The sequence below is a fragment of the Herbiconiux daphne genome, from assembly GCF_024979295.1.
Lineage (GTDB): Bacteria > Actinomycetota > Actinomycetes > Actinomycetales > Microbacteriaceae > Herbiconiux > Herbiconiux daphnes.
Genome location: NZ_JANLCJ010000207.1, coordinates 1 through 924, shown reverse-complemented (window position 1 = coordinate 924; position 924 = coordinate 1). Strand labels below are relative to the sequence as shown.

The following is a 924-nucleotide window of genomic DNA, read 5'->3' as shown; positions in this document are numbered from 1 at the left end:
GCTCCCTAAATTAAAACGTAAATAAAGATGAGGGGCTGAAACATGCCCCGCTAGAGGATAAGACTTTGTGTGGAATAGTCTTTGCTGGTTCTAATACAATGGGAACCCGCGACATTGATTTCTTCGAGACTCTGTTGTACTGTGACATCGTTCGTGGTGATCACTCTACTGGTGTTTATTCTGGTTTCAGTTTTGACCCTAAAGAGCCGGTCGAAGTTAAAATTCGCAAGGCAGCTGTACCTGCGGATGTATTCATTCGCAAGAAAGGTTTGTGGGATGAGGTGAAGGAAGAGAAACGTCCAGCCACCCACAACGCAAATGCGACAGTCACCAAATTGCCTAAGTTCTTAGTCGGTCACAACCGCTATGCAACTATGGGCGAAGTGGTTGACCGCAATGCCCATCCGTTCCAACACGGTTCGATTACTCTGGTTCACAACGGTACTCTGGACAACCAGAGCCTGTTGCCTGATCATCAGAAGTTTGCGGTAGACAGCGAGAACATCGCTTATTCTATCGACAAGATCGGTATCGAAGAAACGATCAAAAAGTTGAACGGTAAGTTTACTCTGGTTTGGTTTGATGCCAAAGACCAGACACTGAACTTTATCCGCAACAAAGATCGTCCGTTCCATTTCATGGAAACAGCATCCGGCGACTGGTTCGGTGCGTCTGAGGAAGACATGTTAATGTGGCTTTCCAAACGCGTCAAAGGCCCAACTGCCAAGCGTCACTTTGAGGCGGAAGTTGGTACTCAGTATGTATTTGAAGTTGCCAATGGAGTATTCCGTTTCAAGGAGGAACGGAAGCATGAGCTTCCAGTGTTTCGCTACGTCTACGCCACCCCTGGGTATCTTGGTTCAAGAGGCAATTCTCAGTGGGATCAGTATGATGACGATGACGGGTGGGACAGATACCTCGATA

Annotated in this window: 1 protein-coding gene; it reads left to right on the top strand. The window is 47.3% G+C overall.

Features of this window, described 5'->3' with window-relative positions; genetic code table 11:
- Nucleotides 1–98: 98 nt before the first annotated feature.
- Nucleotides 99–924: class II glutamine amidotransferase (locus N1032_RS24130; protein WP_407933080.1), on the top strand; the 826-nt coding region annotated here is incomplete at its 3' end.